Raw genomic sequence first — 17,464 nt, 5'->3', positions numbered from 1 at the left:
GTGCCGTCCGGGCCATCCCACGGGTCTGGCTGACACCCTCCCCGTTATGGCCGGCCGATCATGACCTGCCTCTTGCCGGCCATCCCGATGCGGTGAGGCGCGGCGTTTCACCTCATCGGGATCACCGGCCTAAGGCCGGTGACGACGTGCGAGGGTGGTGCGACCCAGCGATGACGCTCTCCGCATGACGTGACCGGTCCTGACGGGGGCCGGACGGTGCGGGGCCGATCCGGCGCCGCGATGGAGCCCATTCCCATGGACGGCATTATCCCTCCGCCTGACATCAATCGGCCGAACCCTATATTCTCACCCATGGCGCTGCGTTCCACCGACATCCTCACCCAGACACCGCAAGGGCTCTACTGCCCCCTCGGCGAGTTCCACATCGATCCGGTCCGGCCCGTGAAGCGGGCACTGATCACCCACGGCCATTCCGACCATGCCCGGTCGGGACACCGGTCCGTCCTGGCGACCCGGGAGACCCTGCTCATCATGGCCGTGCGTTACGGGGCGGATTTCGCCGACGCCACGCAGGAGGCCCCCCTGGGCGAGAGCCTGCGCGTTGGCGACGTGACCGTGCGCTTCACCCCGGCCGGCCACGTGCTCGGATCGGCGCAGATCGCCATCGAGGCGGGCGGCACCCGGGTCGTGGTGTCGGGCGATTACAAGCGGGCGGAGGACCCGACCTGCCGGCCCTACGAGGTCGTGCCCTGCGACGTCTTCATCACCGAGGCGACCTTCGGCCTGCCGGTCTTCCGCCATCCGGACACCCGCGCCGAGGTCCGCAAGCTCCTCGATTCCGCCGCCCTTTTCCCGGAGCGCGCCCATATCGTCGGCGCCTATGCGCTCGGCAAGGCGCAACGGGTCATGGCGCTGCTGCGCGAGGAGGGCTACGACCGGCCGATCTACCTGCATGGCGCCATGGAGCGCCTGACCGAGTTCTACAAGTCGGAGGGCATTCCCCTGGGCGAGACCCCGAAGGTGCTGGCCGCGGAACGGTCGAAGCTCGCGGGCGCCATCGTGATCTGCCCGCCCTCGGCGATCCAGGACCTGTGGTCCCGCCGCTTTCCCGACCCCGTCACCTGCTTCGCGTCCGGCTGGATGCGCGTGCGGGCGCGGGCGCGGCAGAAGGGCGTCGAGCTGCCCCTGGTGATCTCCGACCATTCCGACTGGGACGACCTCTGCCGCACGATCCGGGAGACCGGCGCCGGCGAGGTCTGGGTCACCCACGGCCAGGAGGATGCGCTGGTCCATTGGTGCACCGCTCACGGCATCCGCGCCCGCCCCCTGCACATGCTGGGCTATGGCGACGAGGGCGAGGCCGAGGAGGCTCCCGCGGCGGATGCGGGGACGGGAGACGCCGCATGAACCGCTTCGCCGCGCTGCTCGACCGCCTCGGCTACGAGCCCCGCCGCAACGCCAAGCTGCGGCTGCTGACCGACTATTTCCGCCATACCCCGGACCCCGACCGCGGCTATGCGCTGGCGGCCATGACCGGGGCGCTCATGTTCAAGGAGGCCAAGCCCGCCCTGATCCGCGGCCTCGTGGAGGAGCGCACCGATCCGGAGCTCTTCCGCATGTCCTACCATTACGTGGGCGATCTCGCCGAGACCGTGGCCCTGATCTGGCCCTCGCCCGGACACGAGAGCGTGGCCCCGGCCTCGGACGGCGCACCCACCATCGGCCACAACAACCCGCCGCCCCATGTTCCGACCCTGACCGAAGTCATCGAGACGCTCGCGACCACGAGCAAGAGCGATCTGCCGGCCCGCGTCGCCGAATGGATGGACGCGCTCGACGAAACCGGGCGCTGGGCGCTGATCAAGCTGATCACCCGGGAGCTGCGGGTCGGCGTCTCGGCGCGGCTCGCCAAGACGGCGGTCGCCCAGCTCGGGGAGATCGAGCCCGACGAGGTCGAGCTGGTCTGGCACGGGCTGGAGGCGCCTTACGAGGACCTTTTTGCCTGGGTCGAGGGGCGCGGGCCCAAGCCCGAATCCGGCAATCCCGCACCGTTCCGCCCGTCCATGCTCTCGCACCCCCTCGAGGACGAGGATTTCGAGAAGCTGGAAGCGTCCGAGTTCCTGGCAGAGTGGAAATGGGACGGCATCCGGCTCCAGGCCGCCGCCGGCCACGGCAGCGACGGACGCCCCGTGAGGCGGATCTATTCCCGCACCGGCGAGGACGTCTCCCGGGCCTTTCCGGATCTCGTGGAGGCGCTGAACTTCGAGGGTGCCATCGACGGCGAGCTGCTGATCGTGCGCGAGGGGCGCGTGCAGAGCTTCAACGTGCTCCAGCAGCGCCTGAACCGGAAGGCCGTGACGCCGAAGTTGATCGCTGAGTTTCCGGCTCATCTGCGGGTCTACGACATCCTGTTCGAGGGCGAGGAGGACCTGCGCGCCCTCCCGTTCGCCGAGCGCCGCAAGCGCCTGGAGGCGCTCGTCGCCCGCCTCGGGGATCCGCGCATCGACCTCTCGCCCATGGTGCCGTTCACGACCTGGGAGGATCTCGCCGCCGCCCGGGCCGATCCGGCCTCCGTCGGGGCCGGGCCGGACGCGGACGCCATCGAGGGCTGCATGGTCAAGCGGGCGAACAGCCCCTATCTTCCCGGCCGCCCCAAGGGCTACTGGTACAAGTGGAAGCGCGATCCCTACCTGGTCGATGCGGTCATGATGTACGGGCAGCGCGGCCACGGGAAACGCTCGTCCTTCTATTCCGACTACACCTTCGGGGTCTGGCGCGAGGGCCCAGGCGGCGAGGAGCTGGTGCCGGTCGGCAAGGCCTATCACGGCTTCACCGACGAGGAGCTGGTGAAGCTCGACCGCTATGTCCGCAACCACACGGTCAACCGCTTCGGGCCGGTGCGGGAGGTGGAATACGGCAAGGACCGCGGCCTCGTGCTGGAAGTGGCCTTCGAGGGGCTCCAGCGCTCGACCCGGCACAAGTCGGGCGTCGCCATGCGCTTTCCCCGCATCAACCGCATCCGCTGGGACAAGCCTGCCGCGGAAGCCGACCGGATCGAGACCCTGGAGAAGATCCTGGAGCGGGGCGAGGAGGAGGTCTATCCCCTCCAGGACAAGGCAGCGAAGAGGCGGAAGGGATGAGGATCGAGACCCTGTCGGAAGGCCAGACCACGCGCCAGGCCAGCGGACGGCTCGGAGTCGACACGCGGGGTCAGGGCTTCACCGAGATCACGGACGCGGTGGCGCGCTGGGTGGCCGGGACGGGGATCCGGCACGGCCTTCTGACCGTCTTCTGCCGGCACACCTCGGCCTCGCTCCTGATCCAGGAGAATGCCGACCCGGATGTCCGCCGGGACCTGCTGACCGCCTTCGATCGCCTGGCGCCGCGGAACGCCGGCTATGTCCATACGACCGAGGGCCCGGACGACATGCCGGCCCATATCCGGACCGTGCTCTCGGGCGTCTCCTTGAGCATCCCGGTAGCCGAGGGGCGGCTGGCCCTGGGAACCTGGCAGGGACTTTACGTAGCGGAGCACCGGGACAGACCGCACCGCCGCGACTTGGTCTTCCATCTCATCGGGGCATAATCCACATGATGCCATGGGAAGCCTCCGTACTTTCCCTTAGATTGGCGGAGGTTTTCGATTGCCAGCTTGCCATTTCATCGGGGATGCGGCTAAGGCTCAAGCAAGCGTCTCGTGGGAGAAGGCACACGTGCAAAGTCAAACCACCACGATCATCATTGCCGATGACCATCCGTTGTTCCGGGGGGCATTGAGGCAGGCCGTCGCGTCCAGCATGCCGCAGGCCCGGGTGGTCGAGGCGAGCGGCATGGAGGACCTGAACGCCACCCTGACCCAGGAGCGGGACGTCGACCTGATCCTGCTCGATCTGACGATGCCGGGCGTGCAGGGCTTTTCCGGGCTGATGTCGCTGCGCGCCCAATATCCGGAACTGCCCGTCGTGATCGTGTCCGCGACGGAAGAGCCCACCGTGATCCGCCGCGCCATGGATTTCGGCGCCTCGGGCTTCATCCCGAAGTCGATCGACACGGACCTCATCGGCGGCGCCATCCAGGCGGTGCTGGCCGGCGACACCTGGACCCCGCCGGACGTGGACCTCTCGGCCTCGGAGGACGCGGAGACGGCCGATCTCGTCCGCCGCCTCGGCACCCTGACCCCGCAGCAGGTCCGCGTCCTGACCATGCTGTCGGAGGGCCTGCTCAACAAGCAGATCGCCTACGAGCTCGGCGTCTCGGAAGCGACCGTGAAGGCGCATGTCTCGGCCATCCTCGACAAGCTCGGCGTCGACAGCCGCACCCAGGCGGTCATCGCGGCGTCCAAGATCGGCGTGACCCAGCGCCCCTCCCCGGCCGGAGCAGATTAAAGCCCCGCGATGAACCCGTCGATCCGCGCCAGCGCCTGGTCCGACAGGCCGCTGTCGAAGCGGATGAACACGTGGCAGCCGCCCGGCCAGAGGGCGAGCTCGGTCCGGTTGCCGGCGGCCGCCCAGCGGGCCCCCATGAAGAGGCTGTCGTCGAGAAGCATGTCCTTCGTGCCGACCGAGAACAGGGCCGGCGGCAGGCCCTTCAGGTCGGCGTAAAGCGGCGAGATGTCGGGATCGCGCCGGTCGGGCGCCCGTCCGCAGAAATTGTCCGCGAAAACCTTCACGTCGTTGGTATTGAGGATCAGCCGCTCGCTGCCCCAAAGCCGGACGCTCGGCGTGAGGGAGAGATCGTAGCACCCGGCGAACAGGTTGGCGCCCCGGAAGGGCGTCAGGCCGTGCCGGTCCCGCAGGCGCAGGATCGTCACGGCCGAAAGATGCGCCCCGGCCGACTCGCCGCCGATGAACAGGCGCGTGGTGCCGAACCGGCTCTCCATCTCCCGGACGAGCCAGAGGGCCGCCGCCTCGCAATCGTCGGGCGCTGCCGGATAAGGATCCTCGGGGGCGAGCCGGTACTCCACGGACACCACGGCCAGCCCGCAGCGCTCCGCCAGACGGTCGAGCCAGGGATCCTGCTCGTCCGCCGTGCCCCAGGTCCAGCCGCCGCCGTGGATGTGCAGATAGACGCCGCGCGGGTTCTCGGGAGCGATGATGCGCAAGGGGATGGGCCCGGCCGGCCCATCGATGGTGACCGCCCGGGCCCGGCGGCTCGACGGCATCTGGGGGAAAGGTCCCAGGCCCTGGCGCCGCCGCTCCCGGACCAGAGCGGGCGGCACCGACATCGGATCGGGCAGTGCCGCGAGCTTCGCCACGATCTCGGCGTTCTGGGCGCGGATCTCGTCGCTGATGGCAGAGGGGTCGAAAACGGCAGGATCGATCATGCGAGGCTCGGATTGGGTTGCGTTCATCGCCGGCCCTTGCGATGAAGCACACGCAACGCACCAGGTCCAGTTACGCTTTCTGACGAGATGAGGACATGTCCAACCTGAACCGCTTTCTCGGCGGCTCCCCCGGCTCCGTGCTGGTGAAGCTGATCTTCCTGTCCCTTCTGGTCGGCGCTTTCCTGGCGTTCCTCGACATCACGCCCTTCGGGCTGATCGAGGGCCTGTTCAACTGGATCAGCTCCGTCCTCGACCTCAGCCTCGAGACGGTGGAAGAGGTGGGCCTCTGGATCCTCTACGGGGCGATCATCGTCGTGCCGCTCTGGCTCATTTCGCGCCTGTTCGGCAGCCGGCGCTGAGGTCTCCGGGGCCCATCATGGACGGTACTGCGCCCGCTCGGCGCCTGGACATCTCCCACCGCCGCATCCTGGCGCTCGCCCTGCCGATGACCCTGTCGCATGTGACGACGCCGTTGCTCGGCCTCGTCGACGCGACGGTGATCGGGCGGCTGGGCGAGGCGCATCTGCTCGGAGCGGTGGCGCTTGGCGCCGTGATCTTCGACTTCGTGTTCTGGAGCTTCGGATCCCTGCGCATGGCGACCGCCGGCCTGACCGCCCAGGCGACCGGCGCCGGCAACCGGCACGAGGTCGATCTGACCCTCGCCCGGGCCTTTCTGGTCGCCGGGGCGACGGGCCTCCTGCTGATCCTGCTTCAGTGGCCGATCGCGGCCGTCGCCTTCTCGATGGCGGGCGCGAGCCAGGCGGTGACCGAGGCCCTCTCGACCTATTTCTACATCCGGATCTGGGCAGCCCCCTTCACGTTGGCGAACTACGTGATCCTGGGATCGACCCTGGGACGGGGCCGCACGGATCTCGGCCTGCTGCTGCAGGTGGCGATCAATGTGGCCAACATCGTGTTCACGATGACCCTGGTCCTCGGCTTCGGTCTCGGCATCGCGGGCGCGGCCGTCGGCACGGCCCTGGCCGAGGTGCTGGGCGCGGGCCTCGGCATCCTGGTCCTGCGCCGTCTCGGCTCCAACCCGCTCGCCGTCACATGGCACGAGGTCCTGAACCGAGCGGCGATGCTGCAGACGCTCGCCATGAACCGGGACATCATGATCCGCAATGTGGCGCTGATCCTCGCCTTCTCGATCTTCAGCGCGCTCGGGGCGCGCTCGGGCGACGTCACGCTCGCGGCGAATGCGGTGCTCTACAACATGTTCCTGATCGGCGGCTATTTCCTCGACGGGTTCGCCACCGCGGCCGAGACCCTGTGCGGCCAGAGCATCGGCGCCCGCGACGAGGCCGGCTTCCGGCGCGCCATCCGGTTGAGCCTGGGATGGAGCCTCGGCTTCGGTCTCGGCGTCTCGGGGCTCTTCCTGGCCGGCGGCGGGTTCTTCATCGACTTCGTGTCGACGAACCCGGACGTGCGCTCCTACGCGCGGGACTATCTGGTCTTTGCCGCCCTGACCCCGTTCTTCGGCGCCGCCGCCTTCGCGTTCGACGGCATCTACACGGGTGCGACCTGGACCCGGTCCATGCGTGACCTGATGGTGATCGCGTTCGTGATCTACGGGGCCATTCTTCTGGCTGCGGGAACTCTCGGCAACACGGCGCTCTGGATCGCTCTCCTGGCGTTCCTGAGCGCGCGAGGGCTCGGTCAGTTCGTTCTCTATCCGCGGCTGGCGAGGAAAACGTTCGCGAGGTTTCACCAACCATAGAAACTTGCGCTGGCTATTCCGACTTCTTATGTTATAATGAAACGAAATAGACTGGCATACTCCAGACCCTGCGTGGGCTTTGCCACATGAAAGGCCTGTTAAATGTGGAAAGCCTTATGGGTGGTCGGATTGGTCACGAGCTTATCGGCCTGCCAAACCTACAAGCCTGAACGCGGTACAAATGTACGTTTCAGGAGTGATGAGTTAAGCGACATCAAAGAGTCCGTTGCTTGGGATTTAAGGCAGAATCTGGTTGTTCACTCTGATAGCCCAGATAGCATCAAATTCGGTAGAATCGCGGGCGCGAAGGACTCCAAAGGTATTACGTTCCTTTGCGGATATGTTCGCATCAAAGAGTCGAATGGAAATTACTCCGGTGAAATGCTCTTCAGTGGCATATTATCGGACTATCCTTCGCGCCTCCATAATGATCGTGTTCTGACAAGTACCCTAGCGAGGAATGCAGAGGGAGTAGAGTTCTCGCGCTCACGTTGTCAGATGTTCGGTGTTGATATCTGAAGCCCACGTTTTTCTCGTTCTTTTGTCAAATCCGCCCCTGCGCGATCGCCGACGCATCGCGTCCGAGGGCCAGAGCCAGCGATGACTTCTCACGCTCAAGGGTCTGCAGCAGCCCCCGCTTGATGTCCCCGATGAGGCCGGGTCCCTTGTAGACCATGGCCGAGTAGAGCTGCACAAGGCTCGCTCCCGCGCGGATCTTGGCCCAGGCGGCATCCGCCGAATCGACCCCGCCGACCCCGATGAGCGGGAGCTTGCGCTCCACGCGCAGGAACGTCTCGGCAAGAAGCCGCGTGGACGGCACGAACAAGGGCTTGCCCGACAGGCCCCCCATTTCAGAGGCGAGCGCCTTGTCCTTCAGGCTGTCGGGCCGGGCAACCGTGGTATTGGAGACGGTCAGGCCGTCGATGCCGCGCTTGAGCGCCGTGGCGACGATCGCATCGAGCGTGTCGAGAGAGATATCGGGAGCGATCTTCAGCAGAACGGTCGTCTTGCGCCGGCCCTGATCGGCTCTGTCACGAGCGTCCATGCTCCGGGCCAGGAGATCGTCCAGGAACGCCTCACCCTGCAGATCGCGCAGTCCCGGGGTGTTCGGCGAGGAGACGTTGATCGTCAGGAAATCGGCGAGCCCGCAGAGACGCTCGATGCACAGGACGTAATCGGCGATGCGGTCGGCGGAATCCTTGTTCGCCCCGATATTGACGCCAACGATCCCCGGGCGCCCGCGCCGGCTGGCGAGCCGCTGCCGGGCCGCATCGAGCCCGTCGCTGTTGAGGCCGAACCGGTTGATGACGGCTTCGTCGCGAGCCAGTCGGAAAACCCGTGGCCGCGGGTTGCCCTCCTGCGGCTTCGGCACCACGCCGCCGAGTTCGACGAACCCGAAGCCGAGGCCGAGGAGTTGGTCGGGCACTTCGCACTGCTTGTCGAAGCCTGCCGCGAGCCCGACCGGATTGGGGAAATGCCGGCCGAACACGTCGACGGCGAGACGGGAATCGTCCGCGGGCGCCGGCGAGACCGGCATCAGCGACAGACCCCGGATCGTCAACTGGTGCGCCGTCTCGGCGTCCAGCGCGTGGAGAGCGGGTCTGGCCAGGGAAAAGAGCGTGCCGATCATTGGGAGAGATCCGGAAAGATGTGCCGACCATCCTGGCCGAGGGGAACCGGCTTCACCCACCGGACGGCGGAGAGGGGCAGCGCGGCATAGAGGTGCGGGAACAGGTCCCCACCCCGGGAAGGCTCGTAGCGGAGAGCCTCGCCAAGCGAATCGGCCTCGACGGCGACGAGCAGGAGACCGTCCTGCCCGGCGAAGTGCCTTTCGGCGGTTTCATAGACCTGATTTTCTGTTGAAAAATGGATGTACCCATCTTGGATATCGATGGGCGCTCCTTCGAAGGATCCGGCCTTTTCGGCCTCCTGCCAAAGCAAAGCAGGGCAAATTTTAAAAATAATGGTCATGAAGTCTTGAGTATCCGCACGTCACATCAGGAGCAACCCAAATTAGACATATTGTCTCAATAGACTGCTGGCAAATGTCTAAGTTTTCGGTCACATTTAATTCCTAGTTATAGGTTCGCTTTCACTGATTTCGCTCCTAGCGAAGGTTAGTACGATGTTATCTCACGAGCGCGTCTGGGCTGCTATCGATGCGTTGGCATCACGTCATGGCATGACCGCTTCAGGACTGGCTCGCAAGGCCGGTCTCGACGCGACCAGCTTCAACAAGTCGAAGCGCGTGAGTCCCGAGGGCCGGGAACGATGGCCTTCCACGGAGTCGATCTCGAAAATCCTGAAAGCCACGGGCGCGACCCTGGAGGATTTCCTTCGCCTCGTCGAGCCCTCCGGTTCGTTGCGCCGTTCCATGATCCCGCTGATCGGCATGGAAGAGGCGGCCTCCGGCAAGGTGTTCAACGACGAAGGCATGCCCAACGAGGGCCCTGGCTGGGACGAGATCGAGTTTCCCGATTTCGGGCAGGAAAAGGTCTTCGCGCTCGAGGTGACGGGTGACGCCCTGGCTCCGCTCTATCGCGATGGGGACGTTCTCATCGTCTCGCCGACGGCCAGCACCCGCAAGGGCGACCGGGTCGTCGTATGCACGACGTCCGGCGCGATCCTGGCCAAGGAGCTCAAGCGCCGCTCGGCCAAGACCCTGGAGATGTCGTCCCTTGCCAAGGACCAGGAAGACCAGGTGATCCCGGCCGAAGAGGTCTCCTGGTCGGCCCGGATCATGTGGGCCCGGCAATAGCCGGCGCTCAGGCTGCGCGGCCGGCCTCGCGCTCCTTCAGGAAGGCCTCGTGCTCGCGCACGAGAATGCCCTCGAGCGCCTTTCGGATCAGCGCCCGCGTCTCCTTCACCCCGTAGAGAGCCACGAAGGAGCCGAAGCGCGGACCGCGGGGCTCGCCCAGCAGCACCTGGTAGATCGTGTTGAACCACTCGATGGACACGCCCGGACGCTCGGGCGTCGCGCCCTTGGCCTTGAGGTCCTGATAGCGAGGCTCGGCCCGCCCCACGTTGTAGATCTCCTCCTGGATCGCCTCGGCGGTTGCCGGGCGCTCCCCGGACTCGAAGGAGCCGAGCGCCTCCTCCAGGCGCCGCAGGGAAGCGGCCTCCACGTCGTCCGCGAGGCGATAGGCCTTCTGGGGCTTCACGAAATCCTCGAAATAGCGGACGGCACGCTTGACCAGGCTGTCGAGGCGCGGATGCGTTTCGGGCGAGACGCCCGGCGCATAGCGGCGGATGAAGCCCCACAGCACCGCGGGATCCTCGGAATTCGCCACGGCCACCAGGTTGAGCAGCATGGAGAACGAGATCGTCGTGCCGGGCTGGTTGCCTCCGCCGGACGACACCAGTTCGGGAGCCGGCGGCTCGCCCGCATGAAGATGCCAGACCGGGTTCATCAGGCGGGCCTTGGTGTCCTGCGCCGGATACTTCTCCAGGAAGGTCAGGTAGTCGTCCACCTGCCGCGGGATCACGTCGAAATAGAGCTTCTTCGCCTCGCGGGGCTTGCTGAACATGAACAGCCGAAGGCTGTCCGGCGTGCCGTAGGTGAGCCACTCGTCGATGGTGAGCCCGTTGCCCTTCGACTTGGAGATCTTCTGGCCCTTCTCATCCAGGAAGAGCTCGTAGTTGAACCCGTCCGGCGGCAGGCCGCCGAGCGCCTTGGCGATCTCGCCGGAGAGCTTCACGCTGTCGATCAGGTCCTTGCCGGCCATCTCGTAATCGACGCCGAGCGCCACCCAGCGCATGGCCCAGTCGGGCTTCCATTGCAGCTTGGCATGCCCGCCCGTCACCGGAGACTCGAAGCGCTCGCCCGTATCGGGATCGCGCCACACGATGGTGCCGGCATCGAGCCTGCGCTCGTCGATCGGCACCTGCATGACGATGCCGGTCTTCGGATGAACCGGCAGGAACGGCGAATACGATTGCTGGCGCTCCTCTCGCAGGGAGGGCAGCATGATGGCCATCACGGCATCGTAGCGTTCGAGCACGGTGAGCAGGGTCTTGTCGAAGCGGCCGGCCTTGTAGCACTCGGTCGCCGACAGGAACTCGTAGTCGAAGCCGAAGGCATCGAGGAATTCGCGCAGGCGCGCATTGTTGTGATGCGCGAAGCTCTCATGGGTGCCGAATGGGTCCGGCACCTGCGTCAACGGCTTGCCGAGCGCCGAGGCCACGAGATCCTTGTTCGGGATGTTGTCCGGCACCTTGCGCAAGCCGTCCATGTCGTCCGAGAAGGCGACGAGGCGTGTCGGAATGCTGTCCCCGGTCAGCACCCGGAAGGCGTGGCGCACCATGCTGGTGCGGGCGACCTCGCCGAAGGTGCCGATATGCGGCAGGCCCGAGGGACCGTAGCCCGTCTCGAACAGAGCCTCCTTCTTGCCCGTCCGTTTGAGCCGCTCGACGAGCTTGCGCGCCTCCTCGAAAGGCCAGGCGGTGGCGGTCTGAGCGGCTTCGGTCAGGGCAGGATCAAGGGTCAGGGGGTGAGACATGGGCCTAGTGCTTGCGGAAAATGCGTCCAGAAGCGCGGCACACTAGGGAGGAGACCCGCAGGGGTCAATGCGGTAAAGCCGCCTTCGGCCGAGCCCACAAGGCTTCAGAAGGGGCTGATCGGGAAGAAGCGCAGGTAAAGTTCCGCGTATTTCCCTTCCTTCCACAACTGCTGCAGGGCGAAATCGAGCGCTCGGCGCAGAGTGTCGTCCTCGGTCCGCGTGATGAACCCGATTCCTTCGCCGAAGAAACGGCTTTCCAGGTAGGGACCTCCGGAGAAGTCGCAGCACCCGCCGGCCTCCTCGCCCCCGATCCAGAGAGCAAGGCCGAGGCCGTCGGCGAACAGGTAGTCGATGTCGCCGGCCTTGAGGGCCGACTGGGCAGCCGCCAGCTCCGGATAGGGCTTGAGCGTGCCGCCCTTCATGAAGGCCTTGGCGTAAGCCTCGTGAGCCGTCCCCCCAACGACCCCGATGGTCTTGCCCTGAAGGGACTTGGCCTCGGGAACCGGCTGGTTTCGATCCTTGCGCACGGCAAAGCGGGCCGGGATCTTGAAATACGGCGCCGTGACTGCGAAGCGCCCGCGCAGATCCGTCGTGACGGGAATGGCCGCGGCGACCACATCGCCCTGCCGCTCGTTCAGGGCCCCGAGCAGCATGTCGAACCGGCGGACCTGGATGGTGCAGGTGAGGCCCAGGCGCTCGCAGGCCGCACGCGCGAGTTCCACCGACAGTCCGGTCGGATTGCCGTCCGGTCCCGGAAAGTGCAGCGGCGGAAAATCGTCGTCCACCAGAAAGCGAATCGTCCGGGTCGCCGGCAGATCGGGCCGATCGAGCTGGGTCTTGGGATCCCAGAAGTTCGGAATGTTCACGCCTTCGGCCTGCGCGAGGCACGGCATCGCCATCAGGGCCACCGGCAACAGCACTCTCGGGAGCTTGATCGTGCCTCGGAGGCGCGACAGGAATGCAATGCTATTTCGAACCATCTGGACGATGTTCAGTTGGGTGTTCACTTGGATATTCACTTGGATGTTCACTTGCACGCTGCCCCGCACCCGATCCGAACGCCTGCCGGAAGCTTCCTTTGCTCATGAGGCAGGGTCTAGCGGAGAGCGGCCCACAGTCAACGGCGCTCCCCATCGAGATCGGCTTCCCGGCTCATCATGGGCAGCCGCCGGAGACCCTCCGCCAGGCAGCGATCCTGGCTCGACCCGCCGCTGGCCACCGGCCTCCGCCTGCCCTCGCTGTCATCCCCCTGCGGCGAGCCGCCGGTTACCCGGAGAGCATCCTGGCCGGCCTCGCCTCTCCGACCGGGAGCGAGGCCGGCTGGAGGGGTCTGAGGGAGCTCGCAACCGCACCCTTCCGCTGGAACGAGACGAGCCATGGGCTGGCCCGGACATCGCGAACGGACAGATCTAGAGGCACCAGGCCAGGGTCGTCGACACGAGATCGTTGAAGACGGCACCGCCATAGCGCCACCACAAGAGGCCGCCCGACGCGACCAAGCACAGGACCGCTCCGGCCAGAAGCCCGGCCCGGACCCTCCTCTCCTGATGTTCGACCTGTCCAGGAACCACGTTCACATCCCTCATCGGCGGCTGCCGGGGAGCGAGTATAGAGCGCTCCACGCTCTCGTAAAAGGGATCAGGCCTCCAACCAGTTCCGCAGCCTGGACAGCCGCGGCTCATCCTCGTGCGTGACGGCCTGCGCCAGGGCGGCCCGGCTTCCCACCATGACGACGAGTCGGCTTGCGCGCGTCACTCCCGTATAGAGCAGCTTGCGCCGGAGCATGGAGGCCTGCTGCGACGCCACGGGGATGATCACCGCCGGATACTCGGACCCCTGCGCCTTGTGGATCGTCACCGCATAGGCGAGCGCCAGTTCGTCGAGCTCCCGGAGCGTATAGACCACGGGCCTGTCGTCGAAGGCGACCGTCAGTTCGCCGTGGTCCCGATCCACCTCGCGTACGATGCCGACCTCGCCGTTATAAACGTCCCGCTCGTAGTCGTTCCTCACCTGCATGACCTTGTCGCCGGGCCCGTAGACCCAGCCGGCCCGGTGCAGGCTCTCGGTTCCCGGCGGATTGAAGATCTGCTGCAACTCGCCGTTCAGCATGTGAGTGCCGAGCCGCCCGCGATTCATGGGGCACAGGACCTGCACGTCGCGCACGGGATCGAGGCCGAATTTTCGCGGGATGCGATCGCGCATGAGGATCGTCATCTTGGCGATGGCGTCGGCCGGCGTATCAGCCTCGACGAAATAGAGATCCGAGTCCGGCTGATGCGAAAGATCCGGCACGATTCCGCGATTGATGGCGTGCGCGACGGTGATGATGCGGCTCTCGCGCTCCTGGCGAAACACTTCCCGCAGATGCACCACCGGAACGGTCCCGGAGGCGATGATGTCGGAGAGGATCTGTCCCGGCCCGATGGAGGGAAGCTGATCCACGTCGCCGACGAGGAGCAGGCAGGCCTCGTCCGGCATGGCGCGCAACAGAGCCGCCATGAGCCGGATATCGAGCATGGACGCCTCGTCCACCACGAGGAAATTGCAGTCGAGCGGCGCCTTGGCGTTGCGCCGGAACCCACCCTCGGAGGCTTCGAGGAGCCGGTGCACGGTCTTGGCGGGAAAGCCCGTGCTCTCGGCGAGCCGCTTGGCCGCCCGTCCGGTCGGAGCGCACAGAGCGACCTGCAATTGATGCTTCGCGCATAGATGCGTGAGGCTCCGGATGAGCGTGGTCTTGCCTACGCCCGGGCCGCCGGTGACGACGAGCACCTTGGCCTCGCAGGAGGCGATCAGCGCCTCGCGCTGACTGGCCGAGTAGGAGACGCCCGTGGCAGCTTCGGCCTCGGCGATCACCTGCGCGGGATCGAGCCCGCGCCAGGGATGGAACCCTTGCGCGATCTCCTTCAGGCGCTGGGCGATGAAAAGCTCGGCCCCGTAGAGGCTCTTGAGGAAGATGCGGCGAGGTCCGTCGAGCTCGTCGGCGACGAGCTGGCCGGCCGCGCATTGCGCGTCGAGCACGGGCGCCAGCCGGTCCGTCGGCACCGTGAGCAGGACGCTGGCCTGCCGCAGGAGGTCATCGACCGGCAACCCCGAATGCCCCTCCTTCACGGCATCCGACAGAACGGTGGCAAGCCCCGCCTGCAGCCGGATATCGGCGGTGGGCTCGACGGCGAGCTGCGTGGCGACCTGATCGGCCAGAGCGAACTCGATGCCTGGAAGATCGAGGGCAAGCCGATAGGGATTGGCCTTGATGATGTCGATCGCCCCGATCCCAAAGGCGCGATAGATGCGCGCGAGCAGAAAGCCCCGGATGCCGTGGGCGTTCAGGAAGGCTGCGATGTCCTTCAAGGCGCGATGCTCGGCCCAGGCCTCGCCGATGCCGAGCGCCTTCGCCATCCCGATGCCATGCACGCGCGTCAGCTCGTGCGGCTTTTGTTCGATCACGTCGAGGATGCGCGAACCGAAGGAGGCGATGAGCCGCTGCGCAACGGATGGGCCGACACCCTTCAGGAGACCGGATCCGAGAAAGCGCTGCAGGTCTTCCGCCGTTGTCGGCGCCGCGGTCTTCAGCTCGGCGGCACGAAACTGAACGCCATGGTTGCGATCGTGCAGCCACTCCCCGCTCGCCTCGACCACTTCGCCGATGGCGACGGACGGCGCGTGGCCGACGACGGCGACCGGCTTGCGGTGCCCCCGCGCCTTGACGCGCAGCACGCAGAAACCGGTCTCGTCGTTGTGGAACGTCACCCGCTCGACGGAGCCGACGAGATGTTCGGTGAGAGTGAGAGCGTCCTGACTGACCGCAGGGAGGGCGGAGGATTTCGGCATCGATCGGAAAGACCAGAAGCGCGGGACGCAAGCGCAGAAAGAGAAATGGGCGAGATGATCGTCAAGCCATCTCGCCCATGATCGCAGCGAAAGTTAGGCCGCCTTCTTGGTCGGCCACCCGAGTTCCACGAGACGCGCCTTGGCGAAGTCGCGGATCTCGTCGCGGATACCCTCCGGCAGATCCGCGAGGGTCTTCTGGGTGTCGGCGTGGAGCATCAGGTCCGTGACCGCGTTGATGGTCTTGGCCTTCTTGATCTTCGCCTTCAGGTCGTCCTCGACCTTGCCGTCGGCGGCCGCCGCCTCGGCCTTGCCCCTCTGCGGCTCCGACTTCTCGATCTCCACATGGGGATCGGCATAGCCCGGGCGACCCTGCTTGAACTCGTCCGCCTCCTCCTCGGAGTAGACATAGCCGTGCAGCTCGATGAGCTTGAGGATCACCCGGTCCTTCGCACGCTTCTCGGCCATGGCATAAACGTAAGCCGCCTGCTTGCCGGAGACGCGGTAGTTGACGCCGATCAGCGCCTCGCCGATCGACCATTCCACGCGATCGCCCATGCGGCCGGTCACCTGGATCACGGCCTCGTCGCGCTCGGCACGGATGATCTTGGGCTCGTCGAAGACGACCTTGGCCTGGGCGGCAATCCGCTCGAGGGTCTTGTGATAGATCACGGCCGTCCCCTGGACGCGCCAGACGTTTCCGGCCATCGGTTCGCCGAATTTCGCCAGCACCTCGGAAATCTTCTTGTCTGTCGTATTCATCCTCGATCCTAACTTTCTCAGAGGCCCGTACATCGCAGACGCGCTCTTGTCGCAGCCTTGTCACGGCAGGCGCGTTCGTCCTTTGTTCTATACCAAATTTGCACCGTCCGGTCCACTTCGGGGCCGGTAGAGCAATACGATTATGCGTTCTAGATCAGCCACTTAACTCCTGTGCCATTTTGTCCCAATGCGGCGCCGTGCGGCCATCGCCCGTGATCGGGCCGGAGCGTCGCGAACGAGGCCGAACGTTTGACCGGGAAGACATTGTTCTATATATGTTCCTGTTCCCGGAGGCGGGCCGACGGTGAGCGCTGGCCCGCGCGCTCCATCCCTTCGACCGACCAAGCTGGAGGCCCCGATGTCCGCGCAAGCGCTCCTCGACCTTTCGGACCGACGCCCTGCCCGGCGCCCGGGAACCCGCCGAGCCGCGAAGCGCCCATCCGCGCCGCTCACGCGCAATGCCTTGATCGCCGATTATCTGGCGCTGTGCGAGCTCGATGCGGAGGTAGAATCCTTGCGCGCTCCCGCCGATCCGGCCATGTTCGCCGTCGGGGAGGAAACCATCGAGCACGTGGCGGATTTCGAGATCGTGAAGGACGGCGCCGCCTTTCTGGTCGACGTGGTGACCGACGACGATCTCCTGAAGCATCCCCTGCGCGCCGCAGCGATCCACGGCATCACCTCGGCGGACGGCCGCGCCTTCGTGATCGAGACCGCGGCGAGCATCCGGGCCGAGCCGCGCTTCACGACCATGCGCCTCATCATGGCCTGCAAGCGCACCCCCGTGACCGCCGGAGACCGGGTTCGGGTCCTGCATCAGCTCGACGAGATGGGCGCGATGCGGCTGGTGGATTGCGCCAGCGCCGTGATGAACACGCAGGACGGCGTGGCGGCCGTTCTGGCGCTCGCCTGTGAGGGATTGGTCGCCGTCGACATCAGTCGGCCGATCCTGCCGGAAACCCAGGTGCGCCGCCGCCGCCTGCCCTACACCGATCCGTTCGCGTTCTAGCGCATCGGACGTGAAGAGTGGACCCGGGTTTGGGTCCGATGCTCGAGCCTTTGAGCGGCGCACCGCTCGGGACCCTGTCTTGATCGCTCGGCCGATCCACCACCCCGTCATCACCGGGCCGTCCAATCCACCACCACGTCATCACCGGCCTTGTGCCGGTGATCCCGATTGTTCGAGGCGCGGCACTTTTCAGCATCGGGATGGCCGGCGAGAGGAGGGTGATGACTGGCCGGCCATGACGTGTGGAGGGTGTTCGCACGGGCCCGTGCCACCTTCTCCACGTCATCACCGGGCTTGTCCCGGTGATCTCGATTGTCCGATGCTCCACTCTTGGCTGGCGCATCGTTCGGCGCGGACCCGCAGGC

At 66.2% G+C, this 17,464-nt stretch carries 17 protein-coding genes; 8 read left to right on the top strand and 9 right to left on the bottom strand.

Annotated features, from left to right (window positions below; all coding sequences use genetic code 11):
* Positions 1-312: 312 nt before the first annotated feature.
* From NF876_RS06890 to NF876_RS06875, 4 genes are all read left to right on the top strand, one after another.
* A complete protein-coding gene (locus tag NF876_RS06890) occupies positions 313-1,368 on the top strand; it encodes a ligase-associated DNA damage response exonuclease (RefSeq protein WP_262268113.1) in 1,056 nt (351 codons plus the stop codon).
* Complete coding sequence (locus NF876_RS06885) at positions 1,365-3,101, top strand: cisplatin damage response ATP-dependent DNA ligase (RefSeq protein WP_262268075.1); 1,737 nt, start codon at positions 1,365-1,367, stop codon at positions 3,099-3,101. The genes NF876_RS06890 and NF876_RS06885 overlap by 4 nt, the downstream gene beginning before the upstream one ends.
* Entirely contained in the window at positions 3,098-3,547 is a 450-nt protein-coding gene (locus NF876_RS06880) for a secondary thiamine-phosphate synthase enzyme YjbQ (protein WP_262268074.1), read from the top strand. The genes NF876_RS06885 and NF876_RS06880 overlap by 4 nt, the downstream gene beginning before the upstream one ends.
* 127 nt (positions 3,548-3,674) lie before the next feature.
* A complete protein-coding gene (locus NF876_RS06875; protein WP_262268073.1) occupies positions 3,675-4,346 on the top strand; it encodes a response regulator in 672 nt (223 codons plus the stop codon).
* On the opposite strand, the gene NF876_RS06870 is transcribed toward NF876_RS06875, so the two are convergent.
* Positions 4,343-5,284 carry an alpha/beta hydrolase gene (locus NF876_RS06870; RefSeq protein ID WP_262268072.1) on the bottom strand — a complete coding sequence of 314 codons (942 nt, stop codon included), beginning with the start codon at positions 5,282-5,284 and terminating at the stop codon, positions 4,343-4,345. The genes NF876_RS06875 and NF876_RS06870 overlap by 4 nt on opposite strands.
* A 95-nt stretch (positions 5,285-5,379) precedes the next feature.
* Between NF876_RS06870 and NF876_RS06865 the strand changes: the two genes are divergently transcribed.
* Both NF876_RS06865 and NF876_RS06860 read left to right on the top strand, forming a co-directional pair.
* On the top strand, positions 5,380-5,643 hold the full coding sequence (locus NF876_RS06865) for a DUF6460 domain-containing protein (protein ID WP_262268071.1): 264 nt from the start codon (positions 5,380-5,382) through the stop codon (positions 5,641-5,643).
* 17 nt (positions 5,644-5,660) lie between these two features.
* The gene (locus tag NF876_RS06860; RefSeq protein WP_262268070.1) at positions 5,661-7,004 is read left to right on the top strand and encodes an MATE family efflux transporter; all 1,344 of its coding nucleotides are present in this window, start codon (positions 5,661-5,663) and stop codon (positions 7,002-7,004) included.
* A 544-nt stretch (positions 7,005-7,548) separates the two neighbouring features.
* On the opposite strand, the gene NF876_RS06855 is transcribed toward NF876_RS06860, so the two are convergent.
* Both NF876_RS06855 and NF876_RS06850 read right to left on the bottom strand, forming a co-directional pair.
* Positions 7,549-8,634 (bottom strand): quinone-dependent dihydroorotate dehydrogenase, encoded by a 1,086-nt coding sequence (locus NF876_RS06855; RefSeq protein WP_262268069.1) that lies wholly within the window; start codon positions 8,632-8,634, stop codon positions 7,549-7,551.
* On the bottom strand, positions 8,631-8,975 hold the full coding sequence (locus NF876_RS06850) for a DUF952 domain-containing protein (protein WP_262268068.1): 345 nt from the start codon (positions 8,973-8,975) through the stop codon (positions 8,631-8,633). Before NF876_RS06850 ends, NF876_RS06855 begins: the two co-directional genes overlap by 4 nt.
* Before the next feature lie 154 nt (positions 8,976-9,129).
* On the opposite strand from NF876_RS06850, the gene NF876_RS06845 reads away from it, so the two are divergent.
* A complete protein-coding gene (locus NF876_RS06845) occupies positions 9,130-9,762 on the top strand; it encodes a S24 family peptidase (protein WP_262268067.1) in 633 nt (210 codons plus the stop codon).
* A 7-nt stretch (positions 9,763-9,769) separates the two neighbouring features.
* On the opposite strand, the gene NF876_RS06840 is transcribed toward NF876_RS06845, so the two are convergent.
* The 5 genes from NF876_RS06840 to NF876_RS06820 form a co-directional block, all read right to left on the bottom strand.
* A complete protein-coding gene (locus tag NF876_RS06840) occupies positions 9,770-11,503 on the bottom strand; it encodes a lysine--tRNA ligase (protein WP_262268066.1) in 1,734 nt (577 codons plus the stop codon).
* 104 nt (positions 11,504-11,607) lie between these two features.
* Positions 11,608-12,402 (bottom strand): transporter substrate-binding domain-containing protein, encoded by a 795-nt coding sequence (locus NF876_RS06835; protein ID WP_262268112.1) that lies wholly within the window; start codon positions 12,400-12,402, stop codon positions 11,608-11,610.
* 510 nt (positions 12,403-12,912) lie between these two features.
* Positions 12,913-13,074, bottom strand: a complete 162-nt coding sequence (locus NF876_RS06830; protein WP_262268065.1) for a hypothetical protein — start codon at positions 13,072-13,074, stop codon at positions 12,913-12,915.
* Positions 13,075-13,141: 67 nt separating this feature from the next.
* Complete coding sequence (recD2, locus tag NF876_RS06825; RefSeq protein ID WP_262268064.1) at positions 13,142-15,331, bottom strand: SF1B family DNA helicase RecD2; 2,190 nt, start codon at positions 15,329-15,331, stop codon at positions 13,142-13,144.
* Positions 15,332-15,424: 93 nt separating this feature from the next.
* The gene (locus NF876_RS06820; RefSeq protein WP_262268063.1) at positions 15,425-16,090 is read right to left on the bottom strand and encodes a trna delta -isopentenylpyrophosphate transferase; all 666 of its coding nucleotides are present in this window, start codon (positions 16,088-16,090) and stop codon (positions 15,425-15,427) included.
* 358 nt (positions 16,091-16,448) lie between these two features.
* On the opposite strand from NF876_RS06820, the gene NF876_RS06815 reads away from it, so the two are divergent.
* Entirely contained in the window at positions 16,449-17,099 is a 651-nt protein-coding gene (locus tag NF876_RS06815; RefSeq protein ID WP_262268062.1) for a hypothetical protein, read from the top strand.
* A 110-nt stretch (positions 17,100-17,209) separates the two neighbouring features.
* Here NF876_RS06815 and NF876_RS06810 read toward each other — a convergent pair.
* The coding region (locus NF876_RS06810) for a hypothetical protein (protein ID WP_262268061.1) at positions 17,210-17,464 on the bottom strand (255 nt) is incomplete at its 5' end.

The organism is Microvirga yunnanensis (assembly GCF_025460875.1).
The sequence above is the reverse complement of the archived record's forward strand: the minus strand, read 5'-3'. Positions and strand labels throughout refer to the sequence as shown.